This window comes from Bacillus sp. ISL-77 (assembly GCF_018613105.1).
In genome coordinates this window covers 76,471-100,034 of the sequence record NZ_JAGGQY010000027.1, presented here as the reverse complement: position 1 = coordinate 100,034, position 23,564 = coordinate 76,471, and the positions used below count along the sequence as shown (strand labels likewise).

Sequence of the window (23,564 nt, the reverse complement as noted above, 5' to 3'; positions counted from 1 at the left end):
TATTAGTTGATGAACAGGAGTGTTAAAAATGGCTACAATTCAAAATCCAATTTTAACGGGTTTCAATCCAGATCCGTGTATTTGCCGGGTTGGCGAAGATTATTATATTGCGGTGTCGACATTTGAATGGTTTCCAGGGGTGGGGATTTACCATTCCAAGGATCTAAAAAACTGGCGTTTAACAGCGAGGCCGCTAAACCGGCTAAGCCAGTTGAATATGATGGGGAATCCGGATTCGGGAGGAATATGGGCACCAGCACTTACCTACTGTGATGGTCAGTTCTGGCTGATTTATACGGATGTAAAGGTGGTTGAAGGTCAATGGAAGGATTGCCATAATTACCTTGCTACCTGTGAAACGATTGATGGCGAGTGGTCAGACCCAATTTATTTGAATAGCTCAGGCTTTGATCCCTCATTATTCCATGATGAAGATGGTAAAAAATATTTGGTCAACATGAATTGGGATCATCGTATGGGTCATCACAATTTTTACGGGATTTCACTTCAGGAATACAGTCCGGTAGAACAAAAGCTAGTTGGTAAGGCTGAAATTATTTTTAAAGGAACAGATATTAAACTAACGGAAGCGCCGCATTTATATAAAATTGATGACTATTATTATCTATTAACAGCTGAAGGCGGCACGAAATTTGATCACCAAGCAACCATTGCGCGCTCTAAACAACTGAGTGGTCCATACGAAGTGCATCCGGAGAACCCGCTGATCACTTCGTTCCATGCCCCGAGGATTCCTCTTCAAAAAGCGGGTCATGCTTCGATTGTACATACCCATACAGGTGAGTGGTTCCTTGTTCATTTAACTGCAAGACCATTGTCTAGAGAAGGACAGCCTTTGTTAGATCCCCGTGGCTACTGTCCACTTGGAAGGGAAACTGCGATCCAGAGACTAGAGTGGAAAAATGATTGGCCATACGTTGTCGGAGGAAACCAGCCATCTGTTGAGATAGAAGGGCCAAGGGTGGACGAAGTGAAGTGGGACAGGGACTTCCCTGAGAAAGACGAATTTGATACAGAAATGTTGAACCCTCATTTTCAGAGCTTACGGATCCCATTAGGGGAGAAAATCGTTTCATTAAAAGATAACCCTGGCCACTTGCGCCTATACGGGAAAGAATCGTTAACTTCTAAATTCACACAAGCATTTGTAGCAAGACGTTGGCAGCATTTTACCTTTAGCGCGGAGACAAAGGTTGCCTTTAACCCGAATACCTTCCAGCAATCTGCTGGCCTGGTGAATTACTATAATACACAGAACTGGACATCATGCCAGGTCACCTGGAACGAGGACAAAGGGAGAATCCTTGAACTCATGACCTGTGACAATTTTACCTTTGACCAACCGCTTCAAGGTCAAGAAATTGTCATTCCAGAGGATGTTGAATATGTGTATCTTCGTGTGGATGTGAAGACGGATGTATACCAATACTCCTTCTCCTTTGATGGTGAGAACTGGTCAGTGATTCCAGTAACATTCCACTCCTACAAGTTGTCGGACGATTATATTCAAGGCGGCGGCTTCTTCACCGGCGCATTTGTAGGCATGCAATGCCAAGACACATCAGGCCAAAACCTGCATGCAGATTTTGACTACTTTAGTTACAAAAACAACAATTAATACTATTTTACATTTAAGTTTGTTGTTGATATCAAAAAAGGTGTCAGGCACCGCTCGTGGACATTTGTCCACGAGTGGTGCCTGACACCCAGTGCGTTCACACTGATGAAGGGCTATTTTGATTTTTACAGTTGGCAAAAAACTAATCAAACGTTTGATTAAATGGGACTGAGACCATGGCAGATCTGGTCTTATTAATGATAATGAAAAAACTAATCAAGCGTTTGATTAAATGAAGTTGAGGCCATGATAGATTTGATTTTTTTAGGGAAATGGAAAAACTAATTAAACGTTTGATTAAATCGAATTAAAGACATGATAGATCTTGTTTTTAAGCAAAGTGGAAAAACTAATCAAACGATTGATTAATCGTGTCGAGGCCATGATAGATCTGGTTTTTTAAGCAAAGCGGGAAAACTAATTAAACGATTGATTATAAACAGGATCAGGCCACAGAAGTTCATTTGAGTATTTAAGCAAAGTGTAAAACTAATCAAACGTTTGATTAAATTGAATTGAAGCTATGGTACATTGGGCTTTCAAAGAAAAGTGGAAAAAACTAATCAAACGTTTAATTAAATTATGTTCAAGCCATGATACATCTGGCTTTTTAAGAAAAGCAAAAAAACTAATCAAACGTTTGATTAAATCCAAGTAGCAGTAATAAACTTAATAACACACCAGCTTAGTTGGTCTTGTATAATGAAAAAGAATTAATCAACGTTAATGACCTTCAAAAGGACACATCCTGCCGTATCATAAGCTATATTGATGAAAAGGCGTCATCCTAAAATTGGATGATGTCTTTCGAAATTTTGGCCATTCTTGCATGAATTCTAAATTACCAATAATGCCGAGCTACAAACCGAGGCCGGCGATAAATTCCCCTGTTAACAAAATCCAAACATTCTTGTTCCTCAACATAAACTGTGTCCCTCAATCCTCTATTCATATCCATATGAAACTATAATACTGTTAAAAATACTAACAGAAAACGGTGTCAGGCACCACTCGTAGACAAATGTCCACAAGTGGTGCCTGACACCGTCCTTTTTAGTTCGAATCCCCCAATAATCTATTTCAGACTCCTGCTATAAAGACGGAACATATTTGAATTGAAGTTTGGTGGAAATTTGCTTTCCGTACGCGATGACTCTCTCGATTAGGAAGTTTTTTCTTTCTTCCGTTATGTTGAAATTGACATAACCAATACTAATAGCGCCAATTAGTTCATTTATTTGGTTAAAAATAGGGGCAGCCACTGATGATGTGCCTTTCGTTCTCTCCCCATGACTCTCCCCATAGCCCTCTTTCACTATTTGATTTAATACAGTTAAAAAAGTATCTCTATCTTCTTCAGCTACTAGTTCATTTACGATTTTTTGCCTTTCAATTGAGGGCATATGGGCTAACATGACTTTATTTGCTGCTCCAATGTTTAGTGGAATGCGTAATCCTAGTTGATCATATATACGGATCGGATTTTGCTGGCAGTCAATTCTCTCAACGATTAATGATTCTAGCCCCATTGGTTTACTGAAATAAATACTCTCTTCTACCTCAAGCATTAATTTTTCCATCTCGGGGCGAATTAACCCTACAAAATCAAAGGTATCATACATCTGTAAGCCGTATTCTAACCAGGTGTTCCCCATTGAATAATGTTTTAAATTTGGATCCTGTTGTATCAGTCCATGCTGCTTCATTGATTGTAAAAGACGATGCATTGTACTTACAGGTAAGTCACACTCCTTAGATAAATCAGTAATTGAAAACCATTTCTTTGTTTCATTTCCAACAAGGACTTTGATCACCTGCATGGCTCGATCGATCGTTTGCATATCTTCATCTCCTATTTAAATTAGATATCAGTAAAAATATTAATAACTATTAATCAGTAAATTCAAAATATATTGACATGAAATTATTACTACTATAGTATCATATTATAGGTTTTCCTGTCAGGGGAAATGAATTCCACTATACGGAAAAACAAAGGAGGAACTGCTTTGGCATCATCTATGTATAAAAAACTCAATACCGTTATTGTTAAACACCCAAATGAATCCTTTATTAGTCAAGAACATTTAAAAAAGGAATGGGAAAAATTCAACTATATTCATGAACCTGATTTTTCAAAAGCACAGCAGGAATTTGAACAGTTTCTTTCTATTATTAAACAGCATGTGGACCATATTGAATTTTTACCCGCGTCAGAACGTGTAGGATTAGATTCTCTATATGCCCATGATCCCGTTAAATTTACGAAAAAGGGTGCCATTATTTTAAAATCAGGGAAAAAATTACGACAGCCGGAAGCCGAGGTGTATAAACAATTTTTAATAGAAAAGGACATTCCTATATTAGGTGAACTTACTGGTGAAGCAGTAGCTGACGGGGGAGATCTTGTTTGGCTGGATGATCGCACATTGTTAATTGGCCGTGGCTATCGAACGAATGATGAAGCAATCCGCCAAATCAAGGAAATTACTAAAGGTTTGGTGGACGAATGTATCGTTGTTCAGCTTCCGCATGACCAAGGTGAGGACGAATGTCTACATCTTATGTCTTTTATTAGTATCGTAGATGAAAACCTGGCTGTTGTTTATTCGAGATTAATGCCAGTCTTCTTAAGACAAATGCTAATCAAGCGTGGCTTTGAATTAATTGAAGTTCCCGATGAAGAATACCATCGACTAGGCTGTAATGTCCTTGCCTTGGCACCGCGAATTTGTATGATAGTTTCTGGAAGCCCTTACACTAAGCAGAAATTAATGGATGCGGGGGCAAACGTCTATGAATATGAAGGAAATGAAATCTCTTATTTAGGTACAGGTGGTCCTACATGTCTCACTTGTCCTGTTATCCGTACATAATTGAAGGAGGAAATAATATGTTTAAAACTACAATTGTCAAAACACCTGGAGAAAGCTTCATCCATGGCTTAACGACTTCTGATCTAGGGAGTCCTATTTTAGAAAAGGCACTCGAGCAGCATAAAGCTTATATTGATGCACTAAAAACCTGTGGGGTAGAAGTAACCGTCCTGACTAGTCATGAGGATTTCCCAGACTCTACCTTTGTAGAAGACACGGCAGTGCTGACACCTGAGTTTGCGGTTATTTCAAACCCAGGGGCCCCTTCACGTAACGGGGAAATTTTTGAGATGGAGCCGACAATAAAATCCCATTATGAAAACATCTATTATATCAAGTCACCAGGAACCCTTGACGGCGGCGATATTTTACAAATTGATAATCATTTTTATATAGGACTTTCTGAAAGGACAAATTTGGAAGGAGCTGAACAATTAAAGCAAATTCTTGAATTGGAACATTACCAGGCGTCTATTGTTCAACTAGAAAAGTTTTTCCACCTCAAAACAGGTATTTCTTATCTTGGAAATCATACAATTGTTGTCGCAGGTGAATTTATTGATCATCCAGATTTTAATTCCTATACAAAAATTATCGTTCCACCCGAAGAGGAGTATGCAGCGAATTGTATTCGCGTGAATGACTATGTTATCATTCCAGCAGGTTTTCCTCAAACGAAGCAAAAAATGAACGAGGCAGGTTTTCGGACGATTGAGCTCGACATGTCTGAATTTCGTAAATTAGATGGCGGCTTAAGCTGTTTGTCCCTACGTTTTTAAGGAACATTAGAGACTGCTAATAGACAAGGGGTGTGTGGGAGATGGTTGAACGAGAGGGTCAGCAGAATCAATTAAATCGATCGATGAAACGTCGTCATTTGTTTATGCTTTCGTTAGGAGGAGTCATAGGAACAGGGTTGTTTTTAAATGCTGGCTATACCATTAATCAGGCCGGAGCTGGTGGTGCATTAATAGGTTATTTATTTGGTGGGATCATTTTATACTTGGTCATGGTGTGCCTAGGGGAACTGGCTGTCCACATGCCCGTAACAGGCTCATTTCAAACATATGCAAGTAAATTCATTAGTCCTTCCGCTGGATTTTCGTTAGGATGGATGTATTTCGTTGGTTCAGCCACAACGGCTGGGGTTGAATTTACCGCGGCAGGAATCCTAATGAAACGGTGGTTTCCTGATGTTTCAGTCTGGATATGGTGTGCTGTTTTCATCGCCCTGTTATTTGTCCTCAATGCTCTTACAACCAGAGGATTCGCAGAGGCAGAATATTGGTTTGCAGGTATTAAAGTGGTTGCTGTTATTTTCTTTATTATTATTGGTTTCGCTGCTATTTTTGGAATCATTCCATTGGCGGACCGTCCTGCACCATTTTTAGAAAACTTAGCACCATCTGGATTGTTCCCTGCAGGTTTTGTCATCCTTTTTGTTACGATGATGAATGTTATCTTTTCCTATCAAGGATCTGAACTGATTGGAATTGCTGCTGGGGAAAGCGAAGAGCCGGAAAAGAATATTCCCCGAGCCATTCGAAACGTCCTTTTTAGAATTATCGTCTTTTATCTAGCTTCTATTGTTATACTATCCGCCATTTTCCCATCTAAGGAACTGGGATTATTGGAAAGTCCATTCGTAACCCTTATGGATATGGCAGGTATTCCTTTCGCACCAGATATTATGAACTTTGTTATACTGACAGCGATATTATCGGTTGGAAACTCATGTATTTACGCGTCGACCCGGTTACTATGGGCGATGGCGCAAGATGGAATGGCTCCAAAACGGTTTGGAAAGCTATCAAAACGCAGGGTTCCATTTGCTGCTCTAGTATTTACGATGCTTTTTTCTCTATTATCCTTGCTAACTAGCTTTATTGCAGCCGACACAGTGTTTGTGTTGTTAATGTCGATTGCCGGCATTTCTGTTACGATTTCGTGGATCGGTATTGCCCTTTCACAGTTATTGTTTCGAAGGAAATACCTGCAAGACGGCGGAAAATTAGAGGAGTTACAATATAAAGTCCCATTTTATCCATTAATACCAATTATTTGTATCGTATTCTGCGTTTCAATCTTAATATTCTTGGCCTTTGATCCGACCCAATTAGTAGGTTTACTAGTGGGTTTAGGATTTTTAGCCGTATGCTATATTTCCTATTATTTTAAGAATAAAAAGGACAAATTGAGCGCAAATAATGATGTGGACTATCGATAGGGTGTCAGGCACCACTCGTGGACAGTTGGTTGTATTTGTCCATCTCAGGTGGACAGTTGTGATTCACCATATTGTATTTAATTAAAGGAGTAATCGGGTAATGAATCAGCTAAATTGGGGGACACCAGAGGCACTTCGTGAGCTTTTGTGCGAAGTGGTGAGCTGGAGAAGCATGACATTAACAGAGGGTGAACGTAATTTTCCTTTAAAGCTAGAAGTAAAACTACGAGGGTTGGGCTATTTTCAGGAAAATCCTACTCATTTGCTTCTTCACGATGCCGATCAGGGCAGGCGGTTTTTAACTGCTTTATATAAACATCCAAATGCAAAAGAAACCATCGTTCTCATTAGTCATTTTGATACAGTGAATACGGAGGAATATGGAGATCTAGAGGATTTTGCTTATCAGCCAGAAGAGCTAACCAACTTGCTCCATGAAAGATTGGAAGGGTTACCGGAAGATGTGGTGCAGGATCTAAAATCTGGAGAATATTTATTCGGCAGAGGCACGATGGATATGAAAATGGGACTTGTAATGCATATGGGATTAATCGAAAAAGCAACTGTCGAACAATGGCCGATTAATCTTCTCTTGTTAACCGTGCCAGATGAGGAAGTAAATTCGGCGGGTATGTGTGCAGCTGTACCGAAATTATTAGAACTAAAGGAAAAGCATGATCTCACCTATAAGCTTTTCTTGAACGGAGAACCCGTATTTTCACAAGAACCGGGTGACGAAAATTATTATGTGTATTCAGGTTCCATCGGTAAAATTATGCCATCGGCACTTTTTTACGGGAAAGAGACACATGTTGGTGAACCTCTCAGTGGAATCACAGCACCATATATTGCATCGTTTTTGACGCAGAAGATGGAATGGAATTTGAGCCTCCAAGAAACGGTGAGGGGTGAAACAACCCCTCTTCCGGTTACACTTCAACAAAAAGATTTAAAACTTGAATACTCCGCTCAAACACCATATCGCGCAGCAGCCTTGTATAATGTGTTTTTAATGGAGCGGAATGCGGAAGAAATTATGGATATCTTTGAAAAAGTGGCTGTTAACGCGGCTAGTACCTGCAACCGGGCATATATGGAAGTCTGCAAAGAGCAGTATGTAGACCCAGTTGGTGAAGTGCATGTCTTACGTTATGAAGCTTTACTTACGCATGCGATTAATAAATTTGGAACAGATTTTGTCGAAGCAATCAAAGCAGCCATTCATGCAAATTCAGAATGGGATGACCGTGAAAAATCCCTCCGAATTGCAGATACTCTAATGATTCAGTGCCAGGAACTTGCACCTGCGATGGTTTTGCTATTTGCTCCACCTTATTATCCAGCGGTAAATTCATCAAATGATGAACTCATTACACAATGTGTAGAATATGTGAAAGAGCAAGGTCTCGCAAAATTTAATTTGCCTGTTCAGCAAGTTCACTATTTTAATGGAATTAGCGACTTAAGCTATGTTAATTATCAGGACGATGGGGAAGGATGGACCGTCTTCAAATCAAATACCCCGGTATGGGGCAGCGGTTACAGCATCCCATTCGATGCGATGAAAGAACTCCAAGCTCCTGTCTTAAATGTTGGCCCACTCGGAAAAGACGCCCACAAACGAACGGAGCGACTTCATATGAAAAGTGCATTTGAAGAAGTTCCGGTTCTTGTCGAAGGTATGATAAAAATGATGATTAATAACTAGGAAAGAAACTGATTCGCATCGTCGAATCAGTTTTTTTTATTTGCTGGGACTACTCTTATTCAAATGTTCAATTTTTATTAAGAAAATATAAAGAAAAATAGGCCTTTTTAAGGAGGAGTTGATCTGACAATTTAATGGAAAATGTAGCTTTCTGTTCAAAAGTAATTTACTCTCATACAAATTACCTATATTTTAGCACTTCCGATTTATTCGCCTTTACAATTGTTTACATTCGCTTAATAAACCCCCGCTATAATGAAAATCGTAATACAGTACATTCAAGTTTATTTGAGGGGGAAAACGAATTGTTTAAGAAAAAACTTATGAAAAAGGTTCTTCCAGTTGCTGTCCTTTCAAGCATTGCTTTTAGCAGTCTTGTTGGAACTGGAACAGCAAACGCTAAATCCGAAAAAGTAGATAAAAACAATGCAGATATAAAAAATGTCATTTTTCTAATCGGGGATGGAATGGGCGTTTCTTATACGTCGGCCTACCGTTATTTAAAAGACGATCCGTCTACTAAAAGAGTGGAGTCAACTGAGTTTGATAGATTTCTAGTTGGACAACAGACTACCTATCCAGAGGATGCAAAGCAAAATGTAACGGATTCAGCATCAGCCGCTACAGCAATGGCCGCTGGTATAAAAACCTATAATGCTGCCATCGCGGTTGACAACGACAAATCTGAAGTAAAAACAGTTCTTGAAGCTGCGAAAGAGCAGGGGAAATCAACAGGTCTAGTTGCAACATCAGAAATCACACATGCCACACCTGCATCGTTTGGTTCTCATGATGTAAACCGTAATAATATGAATGCCATTGCGGATGATTATTATAATGAGATGGTTAACGGAAAACACAAAATTGACGTCCTTTTGGGTGGCGGATCAGATTTATTTATCCGCACAGACCGTAACCTTACAGAGGATTTCAAAAAAGACGGATACAGTTATGTTTCAAACCTTCAAGAATTGAAAAAAGACAAAAATGACCAGGTTCTTGGATTATTTGCGAAACGGGGTATGCCAAAAATGATCGACCGGACGGCTGAGATACCTTCCTTAGCAGATATGACGACTTCGGCCATTGAGCGCTTAAATCAAAATAAAAAAGGGTTCTTTTTGATGGTGGAAGGAAGCCAAATCGACTGGGCAGGTCATGATAATGATATTGTAGGCGCAATGAGTGAAATGGAAGATTTCGAAAAAGCGTTCAAAGCAGCGATTGAGTTTGCTAAAAAGGATGGACATACATTGGTTGTGGCAACAGCTGACCATTCAACTGGCGGTTACTCCATCGGTGCCCGCGGAGAGTATAACTGGTTTAGTGCACCGATTAATGCAACAGAACGCACACCTGATTTTATGGCAGAGCAAATTGCTAATGGGGCAGATGTGAAAGACACGTTGACTAAATATATCAATCTCACTTTAACAGATAAAGAGATTCAGTCTGTAAAAGATGCTGCGGCTACGAAGAAAGTAGTGGATATCGATAATGCGATCGAACAAATTATTGATACCCGTTCATTCACCGGATGGACGACGGGCGGACATACGGGGGAAGATGTAAATGTATATGCATTTGGTCCTGACAGCGAACGCTTTGCCGGTCAAATTGATAATACGGATAATGCCAAAATCATCTTTGACATTCTTGAAAAAGACAGCCGAAAAACAGTCATCGAAGACAAGTAAGTTTAAAAATTAAGTAGATTAGGATTGGAAAATATGATATCCCGTTGCCTTTTTAGCAGCGGGATATCTTTCTAAAAAGGAGTTTTACGTGATGGGAGGAATTGATATGAAACAGGCAATAATAACTATTTTATTTGTATTTCTACTTACGGGTTGTTCATTTGTTTCAATTCAACCAACTAATGAGAAAACTGATTCAAAAACAGAGAATACTTCCACAGCTACCAAAAAGATCTCGAAAGACGAACATGACGCCTATTATAATAGCCCTCAAGTTACGGATGATTCAACCTTACAAAAACCCGGACAGTCTGTTACGGATGAAAAAGGAGAGGCTACCTTAAAAGCGATCAAACAAATAAATAAGGTATATCATTTTGGGGATATCGAGTACACGATCAAAGAAATGAAACTACTTCACTACCGACCTGATTATAGTTTAATTGACTATTTCCATCCGTTAACGGAATCCGAGGAATTTGATTTTATTAAAATAAGTGTCGATATTAAAAATCAATCCATAGAAAAGCGTAATTTTGCCCCAGTCGCCCTTTTTGAAACGAATACAGGTGAGAAAATGGACTGGAAACAGGATATGTATCTTGAACATTTAAATGGAGAAATCGGAGGAAACCAAATCAAACGGGGGAGTCTAGGCTTTATAGTTGACCAAGCTGGCAGCAAAAAAACGGAATGGATTAAAATTCTAACCAGTGACGTGTTTAATGATAAACAGGAAAGGCTGGAGGAAGCACAAAAAATCCAACTTGATTTTTAATGGAGAATAAAAAGGTGTCAGGCACCACTCGTGGACATTTGTCCACGAGCGGTGCCTGACACCCTTTGACCTGTGTAAAATTTTTACGAATATATAAAGACCTTGAGTAATAGTACCTTTCTGGATGAAACGGAAGGACATCAGGGCCCTACCCATGATTGGGATAGGGCCCTTTTTGTATTCCGAGGTTGTGCAACAAATTGGTACAATTTTTATGAGAGGGTAGTCATTATGGATATAGTATAATAAAAATATTGAAATTTCTAATTGTACATGTCTTCTTCTGGAGGGATTGCGTTGACAGTCGGGGAACTATGCCGAACACTAATTGTAGACGATGAAATGTTGATCAGACAAGGGATTAAGCACTATATCAATTGGGAGCAAGAGGGCTTTATGATTGTTGGGGAAGCTTCGAACGGTCAAGAAGCACTGGAATTAATTGAGGCCACCGCCCCACATATCATTATTACAGATATCGTAATGCCGATCATGGATGGGGAAGAATTAACAAGAATTGTGAAGGAAAGATATCCTCACATTGAAATCATTATTTTAAGCAGTTTTGGAGAATTCGATTATGTTCGCTCCACCTTCCAAAGTGGTGTCGTTGATTATATCTTAAAGCCGAAGCTCAATGCAGACGGTCTCTTAAAGGCGCTGAAAAATGCCGCAAGCAGAATTCCTTCCTTTCAGAAAGTGGATCAAAGATTAACAGGCAATCTCCCAATTGGGCAGATTATCAATAAACTGATTTCAGGATATGAAGTGAATTATGATTCGGAGTTAGTATCCAAAGCTTTGCCATACAGCCATTATTGTTTAATTGGAGCTGATTTAAGGAATCACCAGTCTAGAAATAGTGCAGAATTTCAAACAAGTATCAAGGCGAAAATCAAAGAGGCATTGCAACATATCATAAATCAAATTGTTTACGAGCCCTTAAGCGTTGAAGAGAATATCATTGGATACTTAATTAATATAAACAAGCAGAATGATAAAGAGTTTATTAAATTGGCCAGCCAACTTGCAGAGTCTATACCAGGAATGAGTATTGCTTTGACGGATGAGTTTTCAGACCTTTCTCAACTAGGAAGCAACTACAAAGAAAGTCTCGTAAAATTGTTAGATTATCGCTTTTATTTTCCAAATCAACCGTTTTTAATGAAAGAGAATCTTCCAAAAGTGCCGCCCAAACCCGAAAATTTTAATTTGGATTGGTTTACAGAAGAATTAAAGAGAAAACATTTTGATTCCGCTTTCAAATATCTACAAGACCATGTAAAGGTAATGTCTTCTTGTTATACGATGGATGTCTTTGAATATAAAGCTTTTTTTGGCAACATTATTTTTAACATTACCATTCTCCTAAGTAATATGAAATTTGACGTAACAGAATTGGAAGAAGCCAAGTATTCATATTTTAGATCGATTGATGAAGCACCTTCGGCGAAGGCCACGGTTGAACTAATGAATCGCTTTATTGAAGAAGCGGAAAAATGCATATTTTTGGTGCAGAGTGAGCCCGAAGATATAAATATGAAAAAACTGATGGAATATATTAGAGAACATTATGCCGAACCGCTTACCCTTACTGGGGTCGCAAAGCACTTTCATTTTAATCCATCTTATCTTTCAAGCTATTTTTCAACGCATAATAAGGAAGGATTCATCGAATATCTAAATAGAATGCGGATCGAAGAAGCGACGAAACTGCTCATGGAGGGAATGGAATCTATCTCAGAAATTAGTGGAATGGTCGGTTATTCGGACCACAGTTATTTCTGTAAAGTTTTTAAGAAAATAAAGGGATTGTCTCCAAGCCAATACAAAAGAAAGCAAAAACTAAGATAAGAGATGGTGAATTATGAGATTTATTCCCGAACGTTTTAAACATAACGGATTGTTTATCGTTATGTTTTTCATTACGGTTATGATGATTATCACAGTTTCGATCACTATTACATGGACAACGATTCGGATGTCGGAGCAATTTTTTATTAAAAAGTTTAGCATTACGAACTCTAAAGTAATGAGTCAGGTAAAGGGAAGTTTCGAATCCTTTAACTATTCGGTCGTCCTAGCATCTAACAATCTCCTTCAAAGCAATACGGTTAAAAAAATTCTTACGAGGGAGCAATATAGCAATAAAGAGAAACTTAATGCCTATTTTAATGCGGGCCAACAGTTAAAGCGAATTGAAACTAATTTAGATGCATATGAAGAAAGCATTCTAGTCATGGGTAGAAATGGATTCAGTTTTGCAACGGATCGGACGTACTGGCCAATAACGGATGAGGAATTAAGGACTAGCAGACTTACTAGTAATACGTTTAAGGAACCAAAGAAACTGGTGTACCAATTGGACAAGCGAAATGATGGAACGAATCGCCAGTTCATTGTGGCATCAAAGGTACTAATGGAACGGATCAACGGTACTGTTTATGGATCGATGTTCTTTGCGTTTGATGAAAGTCAATTTAGACAGTTCTTCACAAGCTATACAGGACCTGGTAATAATGTGTTTGTCGTAGACAAGCAGGGAGTTATTGTTTCTAGCAACCAATCAAAGCTCATAGGGCAAGCACCAAAAGGCCTGCTTAGCTATGTAGGAAAAATTGAAAAGAGTTCAGACCATTATATCATTGATAATTTTATGGGAAAGGATCAGATTATCTCGATGGAATACCTTCCATCGTTTGACATGTACCTATTTAATATAATTGATAAGCAAAAAGCAGTTGGAGACCTAATTGATAAGAAAGATATCGTGCTCATCTCAATGGGTATCGTCTTTGTGGCGTTAATCATTGTCTTACTAGCGACGAGGAGATTGACAAATTCGTTATCGAGTCTTGTTAAGCAGATAGAAGATGCGTCAAAACATGAATTCCACCAATATGTTACTGCAACCGGCACATATGAAACCATGAAAATCGGCAATGCCTTTAATTCCATGCTCGATGAGCTTCACTTGTATGTTGAACAGCTTGTGGAATCACAAAAGCAAAAGCGCAATGCGGAATTGGCTGCGCTGCAGCAGCAAATTAATCCTCATTTTTTATACAACACGTTAACTTCAATAAAATTCATGGTGCAGCAAGGTGGAAAAAAAGAAACCGAAGCAACAATTAATGCTTTAATATCCTTGCTTCAGAATACAATTGGCAATGTCAGCGAGACGAATACCATTGTCCAAGAAGTGGATAATTTAAAAAACTACGTCCTTATTAATCAAAAGCGGTACGGTAACCGGATTAATGTTAACTATTTTATCGCGCCAGATTGTTTGGAATATCACGTACCAAAGCTTATCCTGCAGCCTTTTATGGAAAATTCATTCTTTCATGGCTTCAATCGTAAGACTGGTGGCTATATTAATGTACTTGTCTGGAAAGAGGAGAATACGTTGATTTGTGAAGTCGTGGATAACGGAGATGGAATGGAAGTCTCTTCAGAGAATAAACTCCCGACTACAAAGCGTAAGCAACAGATGTTTTCAGGGATTGGTGTGCGGAATGTCCATGAGCGTATCCAGCTGATTTACGGGGAACAGTATGGGGTGACAATTTCTAGCGAGTTGGGTGAAGGGACAAAGGTCCGGATGACACTTCCAGTTTCAACTAAGTGAAAATAGTCATAAAATCTAAAAATAATCCAAATAAATCAATTGGAAGCGTGTTCATGTTATAAAAATATTACCAACCATTTAAAATATCGTCCTAACGGTTACTTCCTAACAGGTGATAACATTGTATTTGCAAGTTAGATAACGCTTACAAAAATAGAATGTTGGGGGAATATCAATGAAAAAAGTACTAGCACTCTTTTTAGTTAGTATATTGATGCTAACTGCCTGTTCTTCGGGATCAAATAAAGAGACTTCCGACAGCGGCAAAGATACAAATGAAGTAACAGTATGGGCATGGGACCCGAATTTTAACATTAAAGCAATGAATTTAGCAAAAGAAGCTTATAAATCTGAAAACGCAGATGTAAACATTAAAGTTATTGAACATGCTCAAGATGACATTATCCAAAAGCTAAATACAAGCTTAAGCTCTGGGACTACAAAAGGGTTGCCGAATATTGTTCTAATCGAAGATTATCGGGCGCAAAGCTTCCTTAAAGCGTATCCAGATATGTTCCATGAATTAACAGGATCGTTTAAAGCAGATGATTTTGCTCAGTATAAAATTGCCCCTACGAGCTTGGACGGCAAAAACTACGGCCTTCCATTCGATACGGGTGTAACGGGACTATACGTTAGAACGGATTACATGGAAAAAGCGGGCTACACGGTTGATGATTTAAAAGATATCGACTGGAACAAGTACATTGAAATTGGTAAAAAGGTAAAAGAAGCAACGGGGAAACAAATGCTTACACAGGATCCAAAAGACCTTGGTCTTATTCGTATGATGGTTCAGACAAGCGGTTCATGGTATTTAAAGAATGACGGGGTTACACCTGACATAGCGGACAACGCTTCTTTAAAGGAAGCATTCCAAACATATAAAGCAATTTTAGATGCAGATTTAATAAAACCTGTTTCTGACTGGGGTCAGTTCGTAGCAGGCTTTAACAGCGGTGATGTTGCAACTGTTCCTACTGGGAACTGGATTACTCCATCCATTAAAGCGGAAAGCTCACAAGCAGGTAAATGGGCAGTTGTTCCGATGCCAAGACAATCTGGCATTTCAAGTTCAGTGAACGCTTCAAACTTAGGAGGAAGTTCTTGGTACGTGCTTAACATCCCTGGTAAAGAAAAGGCTGCTGACTTCTTAGGAAAAACATTTGGATCTAATGCTGATTTTTATCAGACCTTAAATAAAGAAATGGGCGCTATTGGTACTTATAAACCAGCTGCTGAAGGTGAAGCCTATAAGGCTGCCGATGATTTCTTCGGAGGTCAAAAAGTAGTTTCAGACTTTGCAGCTTGGACAGAAAAAATCCCTCAAGTGAACTATGGTATGCACACATATGCCCTTGAGGACATTTTAGCTGTGGGAATGCAAGATTACCTTAAAGGTAAAGATCTAGATAAAGTATTAGAAGATGCACAAAAACAAGCAGAAGAACAAATTAAATAACACAACAAATTAGCAAGTAACACATCTTTGTAAAGAGATTATGCCTTTGAATTCGCCGGCTTCTACCCTTCAGTAATTGGAGCTATCTGATGTGTCAGGCGATTTTCTGAGGCTCTTTTCTTTTTTTCTTGAAATTACAACGTAAGGAGTTGACTAAAATTGATAACTGCGAAAGAAAACCACACTCAAACTCTTCCAAAAGCAAATTCAGGTCGGAAGCTTCGGTTAAAAAATAATGTTATTGGCTGGTCCTTTGTGATTATCGCTGCCGTAATGATCTTTTTGTTTTACTTCTACCCAATGGTTCAGGCTCTTATTTTGTCATTTCAATCAGGGGTAGGTGCGAATTTAACATTTACAGGTATCGATAATTATACGCGTTTATTTAAGGATCCAACGTTCCTTACAACGGTAAAAAATACGGTGATCTATCTGATCATCCAAGTACCAGTTATGATTCTACTTGCTTTATTTCTTTCCGTTTTACTAAATAATAAAACGTTGAAGTTCAAGGGCTTTTTTCGAACAGCCATCTTCTTACCATGCGTAACCTCACTTGTTGCCTATTCCGTCATTTTCAAATATTTGTTTGGTCAAGATGGGATTATCAATATCATGTTAATGAAAGTTTCACTAATTTCTGAGCCCATCCAATGGCTCACCGATCCTTTTTGGGCCAAAATTGCCATTATTGTGGCTATCACTTGGCGTTGGACAGGTTATAACATGATCTTCTATTTATCGGCTCTTCAAAACGTCGATGAATCTATCTATGAAGCAGCTAGGATAGATGGGGCTTCGCCAGTTCAACAATTTTTCAAGATTACGATCCCAATGTTGAAGCCGATTATCCTATTTACATCTATCACTTCAACAATTGGTACGCTTCAGCTATTTGACGAGGTCATGAATATTACCAAGGGTGGGCCGGGTAATGCGACAATGACAATTTCTCAGTATATCTATAATTTATCGTTTAAGTATACCCCTGACTTTGGGTATGCGGCTACTGTCTCTTATGCCATTGTCATTATGATCGTCATCTTCTCTATCATTCAGTTCAAAGTGGCAGGTGATAAAAATGAATAACCTTAAACGCTCATTCAGCTATACAGTCCTTATCATCGCTTCCATTGTTTCTATGTTTCCGTTTCTATGGATGATTGTGAGCTCGACGAACAAGTCTGTCGATGTAACGCAAGGAAGGATGCTGCCTGGCAGTCATTTTATAGAAAACCTTCACAATCTACTAGACACAGTTGATCTTGTACCTGCTTTAATAAATTCAACGAAAATCTCGATTTTAACGACCGTCCTTGCCATGCTTATCGCCTCCTTGGCAGGATATGGATTTGAAATTTACAAAAGTAAGTCGAAGGACTTTGTGTTTAATATTTTACTGGTTTCTATGATGATTCCTTTTGCGGCTTTAATGGTACCGCTCTTTAGAATGTTCGCCACCATTTCTCAAGCCCTTCCAATGATCGGAATCGATACGCTTACAGCCGTCATCTTACCAACGGTTACAACTGCTTATCTTATCTTTTTCTTTAGACAAAGCACAAAGATGTTCCCGAAGGAAATTCTTGAAGCGGGAAGAATTGATGGTCTGTCCGAATTGGGATGTTTCTTCCGGATATATGTTCCGACAATGAAGACGACCTATGCAGCAGCTGCCATCATTACCTTCATGGCTAGCTGGAACAGTTATTTATGGCCGCTGGTTGTGTTGCAGTCACCCGAGAACCAAACCATTCCGCTGTTAATCTCAAACCTTGGTTCAAGCTACTCACCCGACTTTGGAATGATTATGACAGCGATTGTGATTGCCACCCTGCCGGCAGCACTTATCTTCTTCATTATGCAAAAGCATTTCGTTGCAGGGATGATGGGTTCAGTTAAATAATAAAATTTTGGAAAAATGTAGATAGGAAGAGTGATAGTGATGACAACCATTCCAAAAATAGATTGGCTTACAGACTTAAATGTATTTGCCGTTAATCGACTTCCAGCACATTCAGACCACCGATATTATGAAACACTGGAGCAGGCAAAAATTGCAGGCCCAATGGCAATGCGCCATGAATTAAACGGTAACTGGAAATTTAACTATAGCGTAAATCCAGACAATCGTCCGGAGAATTTTCACCGGCTGGATTTTAATTGCATGGGCTGGGGGGACATCACCGTCCCAGGTCACATTCAGCTTCAAGGCTACGGGAAACCACAATATGTGAATACGATGTACCCATGGGACGGGCTTAACGAGATCCGTCCGCCAGAAATTCCACACGACCATAATGCGGTTGGAAGCTATGTGAAGATGTTTACCGTTCCCCCTCAAATGGAAAACAAGCCACTGTATATATCCTTTCAAGGTGTGGAGTCGGCCTTTTATGTGTGGTTAAATGGGGAGTTCGTCGGCTATAGTGAGGACTCGTTTACTCCTGCAGAATTTGAGCTTACCCCATTTCTTACAGAGGGTGAGAATAAGCTTGCCGTCGCGGTTTACCAACGGAGCACGGGCAGCTGGCTCGAGGACCAGGATTTCTGGCGTTTTTCTGGTATTTTCCGTGATGTTTACCTCTATACAGTACCGGAAATTCATGTTTATGACGCCGGTATTCGCGCAGAGCTGGATCCGACTTTTACGAAAGGGACGCTTCAAGCAGACCTAAAGCTTTTATCTGATGTGGTTTCTCCGGCAAAAATAGTTGCTGAATTGTACGATACCGAGGGGCACTTAGTAGCAGCACAAAACGGTGATTTCACTGACGGAAATTGGACAGTTTTAATGATGATCAATAATCCAAAGCTATGGAGTGCGGAAAATCCTTATTTGTATCAGTTTTATATTCAGGTATATAACGAGTTAGGTCATTTGGTAGAGGTTATTCCGCAGAAAGTCGGCTTCCGAAGATTTGAAATGGCTGATAAAATCATGTGCCTTAATGGTGAACGAATTGTATTCAAGGGTGTCAATCGCCATGAATTTAATTGCCGTACCGGCCGCGCGATTACAAAGGAAGACATGCTTTGGGATATTAAAACATTGAAACAGAACAACATTAACGCTGTCCGGACGTCCCATTACCCGAATCAAAGTTATTGGTATGAGTTATGCGATGAATACGGTGTCTATGTCATCGATGAAATGAACCTTGAAACGCACGGTTCATGGCAAAAGATGGGGGCAGTCGAGCCGTCATGGAACATCCCCGGGAATAAGCCGGAATGGGAGAACATCGTCATGGACAGAGCGGTATCCATGTTTGAACGGGACAAAAATCACCCGTCGATCCTCATTTGGTCATGTGGCAATGAATCCTATGCGGGTGAAGTGATTCTGAATGTTTCTAAATATTTTAAGAGTGTAGATCCAAGTCGCCTGGTTCATTATGAAGGTGTTTTCCATGCGCGTGATTACAATGATACGAGTGATATGGAAAGCCGGATGTATGCAAAGCCAGCTGACATTGAGAATTATTTGAACGATAACCCGTCAAAGCCATACATTAGCTGTGAATATATGCACGCCATGGGGAATTCCCTTGGCGGTATGAACAAATATACAGATTTAGAGCGGAAATATCCGATGTATCAAGGTGGATTTATTTGGGATTATATTGATCAGTCGATTATTAAAAAAGACCGTTATGGCAAGGAATTTTTGGCCTACGGCGGTGATTATGACGATCGCCCAACGGATTATGGCTTCTGTACGAATGGGATTGTGTATGCCAATCGAGAGTTGTCGCCGAAGATGCAGGAAGTAAAGTATTTATATCAAAATATCAAACTGAGTCCGGATCGTACGGGGGTAACCATTCAGAATGAAAGTCTTTTCGTAGATACGTCCGATTATGATTTGGAGTACACTCTCTACCTTGAAGGTAAAGAGTGGTATCGGAATCAGCTCGATGTGGTGGTGGCACCGCAGAGTGAAGGGCGCATCGAATTTAAATTGCCTGCTGAAATCACCAGCGTTTCTGGCGAATATTGTATACAAACTTCTTTTAAGCTGAAGGAAAGTAATCTCTGGGCGGACGCTGGCTACGAGATCGCGTTCGGACAATATGTGTTCAGGACGGAGGCGTTTGTCGAGCAGACGGCAGCTCACGGGGAATTACGGGTTGTCACTGGCGATGTCAATGTTGGTGTCCACGGCACTGACTTCACCATCTTGTTCTCGAAACAGGCGGGCAGCTTGGTTTCACTTAACTATGCAGGGAAAGAGATGATTGCTCTTCCGCCGGCACCGTTATTCTGGCGGGCGACGACGGATAATGACCGCGGTTATTCCCAAGGCTATCATTCGGGACTTTGGTATGCAGCCAGTCTTGCGCGCCAATGCATTGGGATGGATGTCGAACAAGCTAATGGTCAGGTGAGCATTGCTTTTACTTATAAATTATCGATTAGTGAAAAAGTAGTGGTGAAAGTAAATTATACCGTTCTTGCCAATGGCAGTGTTCATGTGAAGTCGGTCTATCAGGGGGCGGAAAATCTCCCGCAGCTGCCGATTTTTGCAGTATCCTTCAAGGTGCCTGCCGATTATGACCAACTAGAATGGTATGCGATGGGTCCTGAAGAAAATTACTCAGACCGAGCGCAAGGAGCAAGACTTGGAATATTTAAAAATCAAGTAATTGAGAATTTATCCGGATATGTCATGCCGCAAGAATCGGGCAACCGGACGGGAGTGCGCCGAGTTAGTCTGACCAACAAGGAAGGACAGGGAATAAAAATTTCAGCTGCGACTAAACCATTAGAGTGCAATTTTTCTCCTTATACGGCTTTTGAACTCGAGAATGCTCAGCATCATTACGAGCTTCCAAATGTCCATTACACCGTTGTGACGGTCGCAGGCAAACAGATGGGCATCGGCGGAGACGACAGCTGGGGTGCACCGGTGCATGATGAACACCTCATTCCTGCCAATCAAGACATGGAATTCGAGTTTGTGATTAATAGAATCTAATTATGAAATGGATCAAATAAAGAAAAGAGCCTTATATTGCCAGGCTCTTTCCTTTTAAGTAAGTAAGCTTTGTAAAAATTTTATACACAAGTTGATTGTAGCGAAGTGCCTGGAGCGGAAATCAAAAACCAAGTTTAACAGAGACTATAAGTAAAAAGAATATGTCTAAAACAAACCAATTTTGTGAAGGAGAAAGTTATGCTAATTCATGTTAATCAAGAGGACAGACAGTTTCATTTAACAAATGGCCAAGTTAGTTATATTTTTCACGTGATGAAAAATGGACAATTAGGCCATCTTTATTATGGAAAGGCATTGCGCCATAGAGAAGATTTTTCTCACTTGCAGACGTATGATGTGCCAACAGGGGCTACTACACACGTGTATGCAGATGATCCTGCTTTTGGTTTGGAAACGCTCCGTCAAGAATACCCTGCCTACGGAAATTCTGATTTTCGCGAACCGGCAATCAGTGTGAGTAAAACGACGGCTAATCATGTTCCTAATTTCAAATATGATTCGTATCAACTGGTAGACGGAAAGCCTCGTCTTGAAGGTCTGCCGGCAACCTATACAGAAGACAATCAGGACGCTAGTACACTTCAAATTATCTTAAAGGATGAATTCCTCCAAGCAGAATTGACGTTAAATTATACAATATTCCGTGATATGCCTGTCATAACGAGAAGTGCTTCCTTGAAAAATGAAAGTCAAGAGGAATTGGTTATTGATCGATTAATGGCAGCATCGCTCGACCTTCCGGATAAAGATTTTTTATTTACCCATTTAGCGGGTGCATGGTCACGGGAGCGGCATGTAAAAGAGAGAATACTGGAAACAGGCATTCAGTCTATTTCCAGTCTGCGTGGTGCCAGCTCTCACCACCATAATCCATTCTTGGCACTAAAGCGTCCGGAGGCGACGGAACGTACAGGTGAGGTATATGGCTTTAATTTTATATATAGCAGTAACTTTTTGATGCAAATAGAAGTGGATCATTACGACACAGCAAGGCTCATGGTTGGGATTCATCCGTTTGGCTTCAAGTGGAATTTAAAGCCGCAAGCTGCATTTCAAACCCCAGAAGTGGTGATGGTGTATTCCGACCAAGGCTTAAATGGGATGAGCCAGGCCTTTCATAGTCTTTATCGCGAGCACCTGGTTCAATCGCAATGGAAGAAGGCCGTCCGTCCGATTTTGATTAATAACTGGGAAGCAACCTACTTTGATTTTAATGAGGAGAAACTCGTCAATATTGCGAAATCAGCAAGTGAATTAGGAATCGAACTGCTGGTCCTTGATGATGGTTGGTTTGGAAAACGGAATGATGATACCTCCTCTCTTGGAGATTGGCATGTGGACTTAGATAAACTTCCGGGTGGCTTAGAAAGCTTAGCCCAGAAAATATCTGCAACTGGAATGAAATTTGGGCTATGGTTTGAGCCGGAGATGATCAGTCCGAACAGTGAATTATTTAGCGAACACCCAGATTGGGCCGTTGGTGTTCCAGGTCAGCACTATACATTGGGACGCAATCAGCTCGTTCTTGACTTTTCAAGACCAGAAATTGTTGATTATCTTTATGAAAAAATGTCCGATATTATTAAAAAAACAAACCTTGCTTATATTAAATGGGATATGAATCGGAACATTACCGAAGCATTCTCACAAAAACTAGCCGTTCATCAGCAAGGCGAGTTCTTCCATCGCTATATTTTAGGAGTCTATGATCTCTATGAACGGTTAACACGTGAATTCCCGCATGTGTTGTTTGAATCTTGTGCAGGCGGCGGGGGAAGATTCGACCCAGGGATGATGTATTATGCACCGCAAGCATGGACAAGTGATGATACGGATGCGATTGAGAGGCTAAAAATCCAATACGGTACCTCCTTCGCCTATCCAGTTTACAGCATGGGATCTCATGTGTCGGCTGTTCCGAATCACCAAACATTGCGGACGACACCGTTAGCAACAAGGGCAAATACTGCTTACTTTGGAACCTTTGGCTATGAATTAGATCCAGTGAAATTGACCGAAGAAGAGCGTGCAGAAATTAAAGAGCAGGTTGCTTTTTATAAAAAGCATCGAGGATTAATTCGCGATGGTCAATTTTATCGCTTGTTGAGTCCTTTTTCGAATAATGAAACGGCTTGGATGGTCGTGAGTAAGGACCAATCGGAAGCCTTGATTGGCTGGTATAAGGTTTTGGCTACGCCGAATCCTAAAAAGCAGCAAACGCTTCGTCTCAGTGGACTAGCTGAATCGAAGATGTATAAAGTGGCTGGAAGAGAGCAAACGTATTATGGCGATGAGCTCATGAACGTGGGACTGCCGCTTCCAACGGAGTTTAACGGTGTCAATGGAGGGAGTGCCGAGCGTGGCGGCGACTTCCAGTCCCAGGTTTTTTATTTGCAAAAGACCGAAGGAAAGGTAATGGAATAAAAGCAGGACAGGAAACGATTTGTCATTGAAGAAGTCCACTAGAGAAAAAGGTATAGTACCTCTCCTAATTGGAAGGTAGTATACCTTTTTTTATTAACAACTAAATATCCCTCAAAATTT

15 protein-coding genes are annotated in these 23,564 nt (G+C 40.0%); 14 read left to right on the top strand and 1 reads right to left on the bottom strand.

Features of this window, described 5'->3' with window-relative positions; genetic code table 11:
• Positions 1-28: 28 nt before the first annotated feature.
• On the top strand, positions 29-1,639 hold the full coding sequence (locus tag J7E77_RS10975) for a glycoside hydrolase family 43 protein (RefSeq protein ID WP_214714222.1): 1,611 nt from the start codon (positions 29-31) through the stop codon (positions 1,637-1,639).
• Between the two features lie 1,091 nt (positions 1,640-2,730).
• Here the strand turns inward: J7E77_RS10975 and J7E77_RS10970 are convergent.
• Positions 2,731-3,480 (bottom strand): IclR family transcriptional regulator, encoded by a 750-nt coding sequence (locus tag J7E77_RS10970; protein WP_214714220.1) that lies wholly within the window; start codon positions 3,478-3,480, stop codon positions 2,731-2,733.
• A 180-nt stretch (positions 3,481-3,660) separates the two neighbouring features.
• On the opposite strand from J7E77_RS10970, the gene J7E77_RS10965 reads away from it, so the two are divergent.
• From J7E77_RS10965 to J7E77_RS10905, 13 genes are all read left to right on the top strand, one after another.
• Positions 3,661-4,515 (top strand): dimethylarginine dimethylaminohydrolase family protein, encoded by an 855-nt coding sequence (locus tag J7E77_RS10965; RefSeq protein WP_214714309.1) that lies wholly within the window; start codon positions 3,661-3,663, stop codon positions 4,513-4,515.
• 17 nt (positions 4,516-4,532) lie between these two features.
• On the top strand, positions 4,533-5,294 hold the full coding sequence (locus J7E77_RS10960; protein WP_214714218.1) for a dimethylarginine dimethylaminohydrolase family protein: 762 nt from the start codon (positions 4,533-4,535) through the stop codon (positions 5,292-5,294).
• Positions 5,295-5,335: 41 nt separating this feature from the next.
• Positions 5,336-6,742 (top strand): amino acid permease, encoded by a 1,407-nt coding sequence (locus J7E77_RS10955; RefSeq protein ID WP_214714216.1) that lies wholly within the window; start codon positions 5,336-5,338, stop codon positions 6,740-6,742.
• A gap of 100 nt (positions 6,743-6,842) precedes the next feature.
• Complete coding sequence (locus tag J7E77_RS10950) at positions 6,843-8,450, top strand: M20/M25/M40 family metallo-hydrolase (protein ID WP_214714214.1); 1,608 nt, start codon at positions 6,843-6,845, stop codon at positions 8,448-8,450.
• Between the two features lie 323 nt (positions 8,451-8,773).
• A complete protein-coding gene (locus tag J7E77_RS10945; protein WP_214714307.1) occupies positions 8,774-10,147 on the top strand; it encodes an alkaline phosphatase in 1,374 nt (457 codons plus the stop codon).
• Positions 10,148-10,253: 106 nt separating this feature from the next.
• Complete coding sequence (locus tag J7E77_RS10940) at positions 10,254-10,925, top strand: hypothetical protein (RefSeq protein WP_214714212.1); 672 nt, start codon at positions 10,254-10,256, stop codon at positions 10,923-10,925.
• A gap of 297 nt (positions 10,926-11,222) precedes the next feature.
• Positions 11,223-12,779, top strand: coding sequence for a response regulator transcription factor (locus tag J7E77_RS10935; RefSeq protein WP_285290535.1), 1,557 nt, complete (start codon positions 11,223-11,225; stop codon positions 12,777-12,779).
• A 13-nt stretch (positions 12,780-12,792) separates the two neighbouring features.
• Entirely contained in the window at positions 12,793-14,556 is a 1,764-nt protein-coding gene (locus tag J7E77_RS10930) for a sensor histidine kinase (protein WP_251026968.1), read from the top strand.
• A gap of 175 nt (positions 14,557-14,731) precedes the next feature.
• Complete coding sequence (locus tag J7E77_RS10925) at positions 14,732-16,018, top strand: ABC transporter substrate-binding protein (protein WP_214714208.1); 1,287 nt, start codon at positions 14,732-14,734, stop codon at positions 16,016-16,018.
• Positions 16,019-16,258: 240 nt separating this feature from the next.
• Positions 16,259-17,107, top strand: coding sequence for a carbohydrate ABC transporter permease (locus tag J7E77_RS10920; RefSeq protein ID WP_374102967.1), 849 nt, complete (start codon positions 16,259-16,261; stop codon positions 17,105-17,107).
• Complete coding sequence (locus tag J7E77_RS10915) at positions 17,100-17,924, top strand: carbohydrate ABC transporter permease (RefSeq protein ID WP_214714206.1); 825 nt, start codon at positions 17,100-17,102, stop codon at positions 17,922-17,924. The genes J7E77_RS10920 and J7E77_RS10915 overlap by 8 nt, the downstream gene beginning before the upstream one ends.
• Before the next feature lie 39 nt (positions 17,925-17,963).
• Positions 17,964-20,999, top strand: a complete 3,036-nt coding sequence (gene lacZ, locus J7E77_RS10910) for a beta-galactosidase, LacZ type (RefSeq protein WP_214714301.1) — start codon at positions 17,964-17,966, stop codon at positions 20,997-20,999.
• Positions 21,000-21,197: 198 nt separating this feature from the next.
• Positions 21,198-23,444, top strand: a complete 2,247-nt coding sequence (locus J7E77_RS10905; RefSeq protein ID WP_214714204.1) for an alpha-galactosidase — start codon at positions 21,198-21,200, stop codon at positions 23,442-23,444.
• Positions 23,445-23,564 lie beyond the last annotated feature (120 nt).

What these genes read in the sequence shown, in the direction of transcription:
- J7E77_RS10955 (WP_214714216.1), top strand. Translation starts at nt 5,336, where the DNA reads ATGGTTGAACGAGAGGGTCAGCAGAATCAATTAAATCGATCGATGAAA.
- J7E77_RS10965 (WP_214714309.1), top strand. Translation starts at nt 3,661, where the DNA reads ATGTATAAAAAACTCAATACCGTTATTGTTAAACACCCAAATGAATCC.
- J7E77_RS10905 (WP_214714204.1), top strand. Translation starts at nt 21,198, where the DNA reads ATGCTAATTCATGTTAATCAAGAGGACAGACAGTTTCATTTAACAAAT.
- J7E77_RS10915 (WP_214714206.1), top strand. Translation starts at nt 17,100, where the DNA reads ATGAATAACCTTAAACGCTCATTCAGCTATACAGTCCTTATCATCGCT.
- J7E77_RS10945 (WP_214714307.1), top strand. Translation starts at nt 8,774, where the DNA reads ATGAAAAAGGTTCTTCCAGTTGCTGTCCTTTCAAGCATTGCTTTTAGC.
- J7E77_RS10940 (WP_214714212.1), top strand. Translation starts at nt 10,254, where the DNA reads ATGAAACAGGCAATAATAACTATTTTATTTGTATTTCTACTTACGGGT.
- J7E77_RS10930 (WP_251026968.1), top strand. Translation starts at nt 12,793, where the DNA reads ATGAGATTTATTCCCGAACGTTTTAAACATAACGGATTGTTTATCGTT.
- J7E77_RS10960 (WP_214714218.1), top strand. Translation starts at nt 4,533, where the DNA reads ATGTTTAAAACTACAATTGTCAAAACACCTGGAGAAAGCTTCATCCAT.
- lacZ (WP_214714301.1), top strand. Translation starts at nt 17,964, where the DNA reads ATGACAACCATTCCAAAAATAGATTGGCTTACAGACTTAAATGTATTT.
- J7E77_RS10975 (WP_214714222.1), top strand. Translation starts at nt 29, where the DNA reads ATGGCTACAATTCAAAATCCAATTTTAACGGGTTTCAATCCAGATCCG.
- J7E77_RS10950 (WP_214714214.1), top strand. Translation starts at nt 6,843, where the DNA reads ATGAATCAGCTAAATTGGGGGACACCAGAGGCACTTCGTGAGCTTTTG.
- J7E77_RS10970 (WP_214714220.1), bottom strand. Translation starts at nt 3,480, where the DNA reads ATGCAAACGATCGATCGAGCCATGCAGGTGATCAAAGTCCTTGTTGGA.
- J7E77_RS10925 (WP_214714208.1), top strand. Translation starts at nt 14,732, where the DNA reads ATGAAAAAAGTACTAGCACTCTTTTTAGTTAGTATATTGATGCTAACT.